This window comes from Frankia sp. CeRuru1 (assembly GCF_977966315.1).
Window position 1 is genome coordinate 1 of the sequence record NZ_CDWWEW010000441.1, and the last position, 3,977, is coordinate 3,977.

Sequence of the window (3,977 nt, forward strand, 5' to 3'; positions counted from 1 at the left end):
GCCGGTGCCGCTCGGCGCGGCCCCAGCCGTGCCGACCGACTCCGACCACCGCTTCCCGACATGGATCTCCACCCAGGAGGCGTTCGGCGAGATGCTGCGGGACCTACCCCGGCTCGCGCCCCAGGCGGCCGCCGCGGTGCTGACCATCAGCACGCGCAACACCGACCCCGTCCTCGCCGGCTGGCTGGCCGCGGCGGACCAGACCGACGGGGAACAACCGGGCCGGCATGTGGCCGGAGGCCTGTCGGCCACGGCCTTCGGCGGGGTGCTGGCCTCGCTGGGAGTGGCCTGGAGCCGCCAGGGTCTGCCGCTGCTGCCCGTCGGAGTCGCCGACGAGGTGGCGGTCGGACGGGTACTGCCCGGCTGGATGGCCGGCGCCACCGCGGACGCCCGATCGATGCTCGCCGTGGCGGACACCGGTCTCGACCCGGTCGTCCGCAACCTGGCCTGGAACGGTGGCAACGTCGTCCCCGCCCCGGTGGCCGCGACGTGGGAACCGGCCTTCGCGCACGATCTCGCCTGGTGCCTGCTGGCCGGCCTCCGCGGGCTGGCCCGCCTCGACGGCACCTCCTGCGTGATCCGGCTCTCCGCCCGCCCGGTCGATCAGCGCCTCGCCGAGGTCCCCGTGGACGCGCTGGAACGGCACCGACGCCGGGCCCTGGTCCTCGCCGGAGGGTACCGGCTCCACGAGGGCGGCCCCGACGCCGCGCTCACCCTCGTCGGGGTGGGTGCGGTCATGCCGGAGGTGCTGCACGCCGCGGCGGAGCTACGCGCCGGCCTCGGCCGAGAGATCGCGGTCGTGTGCGTGACCTCCCCGAACGCGATGTTCCACGCGCTGCAGGCCCGGCGCGGGTTGGCCGAGGGTTCCGACGCCCTGCTCACCGAGGTGTTCCCCGCGGACCGGCGCACCCCGATCGTGACGGTGGTCGACGGGGACCCCCGTGCCCTGAGTTTCCTCGCCGGCGTCCACGGAGATCCCATCTCCGCCCTCGGTTCGAGCGCGCCACTGCCGGAGGCCTCCGGGCCGCCGGGAGGGCCGCCGGGGGACACCGACCCGGGCTCATCGACCTCCGGCGCCGCCGGCCACGCCGGCAGCGGCAACCTCGCCCGGCGGGACACGGCCTCGTCGCGGGACCGCCGTCGCCGCCCACCGGTGGAGCTGGACACGATCGTCGGAACGGCCCTGGACCTGCTGGACGAGACGGCCGGCTGATCCGGGCCAGACCCACCACACCCGGGCCCCGGGACCCCGGCCGCGCCCTGACCCCGACGGCCAGCCGCGCTCAGACCCCGACGGCGTGCACGCCGCCGTCGACGTGGACGATCTCGCCGGTGGTGGCCGGGAACCAGTCCGAGAGCAGCGCCACGCAGGCCTGGGCGGCCGGCGCAGTGTCGTGGACGCTCCAGCCAAGCGGCGCCCGGCCGTCCCAGATCTCCTCGAACTGGCTGAAGCCCGGGATGCTCTTGGCCGCCATGGTCCGCAGCGGGCCGGCCGCGACGAGGTTCACCCGCACGCCCCGGGGTCCCAGATCACGGGCGAGGTAGCGGGTGGCGGAGGCGAGGCCGGCCTTCGCCACGCCCATCCAGTCGTACGACGGCCAGGCGACGGACGCGTCGAAGTCCAGGCCGACGATCGACGCCTTCTCAGCGAACAACGGTAGGGCGGCCCGGGTGAGCGACGCCAGCGACCAGGTGGAGATCTGCAGGGCGGTGCCGACCTCGGACCAGGCCGCCTCGACGAACGGCTTCCCACCGAGCACCGATTCGGGTGCGAACCCGATCGCGTGCAGCACGCCGTCCAGGCCGTCGACATGTTCGAGCACCTGCCCGGCCAGCCCCGCGAGATGCTCTTCGTCGGTGACGTCCAACTCGACGACGGGCGCCGGGGTGGGCAGTCTCTTGGCGATGCGGCGGGTCAGCGACAGCCCCCGCCCGAATCCGCTGAGGACCACCGCCGCACCCTGCTCCTGGGCGATGCGGGCGACGCTGAATGCGATCGAGGCTTCCGTGAGAACCCCGGTGACGAGAACGCGCTTACCTTCGAGAAGTCCGCTCATGGGCTGCATACTCCCAAACATCGCCGTCCCGGTAGCGACACCGCCGCTGGGAAGTCGCCCCCGCCGTCAGCGGCGGGTGCCGTCGCCCGCCCACCGTTGCCCGCTCGGCGCTAGGGCGACCGGGCGGCCTGCAGCCGCCGAGCCGTGCGGATCACCGGTTCGACGAACCGGGCCGCCAGCGGGCCGAGGACGGCCATCAGCAGCACGTAACAGGCGGCAAGCGGGCCCAGCCGGGGTTCGAGGCCGGCCGCCACCGCGAGGCCCGCGATGACGATCGAGAACTCGCCGCGTGCGACGAGGGCGGCCCCGGCCCGGAACCGGCCCATAGTCCCGATTCCCGCCGAGCGGGCGGCCCACCATCCCGTCATGACCTTTGTCGCGACTCCGGCGATCGCGAGCAGGGACCCGGTGAGCAGCGCCGGAGGGATCTCGGCGGGATCGGTCTGCATGCCGAAAAAGACGAAGAAGACCGCCGCGAACAGATCGCGCAGCGGCCGCAGGACCTCCTCGGCACCCTCGGCGACCGGTCCGGACAGGGCGATGCCGACGAGGAACGCACCCACCGCGGCCGACACCTGCATACGCTGGGCGACCCCGGCGACGAACAGGGCCAGCCCCAGGGCCCGGAGCAGTAGGATCTCGTCGTTGCGGTGGGCCTTCGGGTTGAAGACCAGCCGGGTGACCTTCTCGCTGTGCCGCAGCGCGATGTAGAGCACCGCCACCAGGACTCCGAGCGCGATCGCCACGGTCAGCGATCCGCGCACGAACGTGTGATGGGCCAGCAACGCGGTGAGAACCGGCAGGTACACCGCCATGGCGAGGTCCTCGAGCACGAGGACGGACAGGACGACTGGCGTCTCCCGGTTACCGAGCCGCCCGAGGTCCCCCAGCACCTTCGCGATGATCCCCGAGGAGGAGATGGCCGTCACCCCACCCAGGACGACCGCCGCCGTCGGGCCCCAGCCGAGGAGGAACGCGGCGACGACCCCGGGAGTGGCGTTGAGCGCCAGGTCGAGCACCCCGGCCGGCGCCTGTCTGCGCAGCCCGGACAGCAGCTCGTCGGCGGTGTACTCCAGACCGAGGGTAAGCAGCAGGAGGACGACCCCGATCTCCGCGCCGACCCCGATGAACTCCTCGCTGCCGCCGAGCGGCAGCAGGCCACCCTGGCCGAACGCCAGCCCACCCACCAGGTACAGGGGAATCGGTGAGACACTGATGCGCAGCGCGAGGTGCCCGAGGACTCCTAGGCAAAACAGAATCCCGCCGAGCTCGAGGAAGGTCGTCGCGGTGGAGTGCACGCGGTCCCGACTGCCCTCCCTGCCCGTGTCAGCCGTTGCGGAGCAACATACCGACGGATGCGGTGTTCTCCGGCGTACCGACGACAACAACGACGTCTCCGGCCTCGAACCGGAAGTCCGGCCGCGGGGAGGCGAGCACCTGCTGGTCGCGGACGACCGCGACGATGGAGGCGCCGGTGCGGGTGCGGGCCTGGGTGTCCCCGAGCTCGCGGCCCACGTAGGGCGAGCCGGGCAGGATCGCGATCTGCTCACCGACGAGCCCGGCGAAGGCACGGTTGAGGTCAGCGAGCTTCTCGACGATGCGCGGGGCACCGAGCAGCTCGGAGAGCACGTCGCTCTCCTCCGGCGTCAGCGCGATGGACTCACGCGAGGCGTCCGGGTCGTCCGCATCATAGATCACGAGGTCCCGGCGCCCGTGATGGTGGGACACGACTCCGAGCCGGCGGCCGTTGCGCGTCGCGAAGTCGTGCCGCAGCCCGATGCCAGGCAGCGCGGTCTCCTCGATCTCCACAGCAACCTCTCCGGCGCTCCGATAGCCTGCCTTCCCAGGAAGGCCCAAGTGACCAGCCCCATCACACAGTAGTCAACCATCCGCAACCACGCCTAGACGGTGCGCCCGGAG

General features: G+C 72.8%; 3 protein-coding genes and 1 pseudogene. 1 reads left to right on the plus strand and 3 read right to left on the minus strand.

All coding sequences use genetic code 11. The annotated features are described in order from the left end of the window. A pseudogene (locus tag AC08OP_RS22200) lies at positions 1-1,213 on the plus strand (pyruvate dehydrogenase); the annotation flags it as partial. Between the two features lie 70 nt (positions 1,214-1,283). Here AC08OP_RS22200 and fabI read toward each other — a convergent pair. The 3 genes from fabI to AC08OP_RS22215 form a co-directional block, all read right to left on the minus strand. Beyond that, positions 1,284-2,057: an enoyl-ACP reductase FabI gene (fabI, locus tag AC08OP_RS22205; protein ID WP_476596188.1), complete on the minus strand. Its 774-nt coding sequence runs from the start codon at positions 2,055-2,057 to the stop codon at positions 1,284-1,286. 110 nt (positions 2,058-2,167) lie between these two features. Continuing rightward, entirely contained in the window at positions 2,168-3,355 is a 1,188-nt protein-coding gene (locus tag AC08OP_RS22210; protein ID WP_476615950.1) for a cation:proton antiporter, read from the minus strand. A 28-nt stretch (positions 3,356-3,383) separates the two neighbouring features. Beyond that, entirely contained in the window at positions 3,384-3,866 is a 483-nt protein-coding gene (locus AC08OP_RS22215) for a cation:proton antiporter regulatory subunit (protein ID WP_476593953.1), read from the minus strand. Between the last annotated feature and the right edge of the window lie 111 nt (positions 3,867-3,977).

Excerpts from the sequence above, each read along its gene's own strand:
- fabI (WP_476596188.1), bottom strand. The coding sequence starts at position 2,057 with ATGAGCGGACTTCTCGAAGGTAAGCGCGTTCTCGTCACCGGGGTTCTC.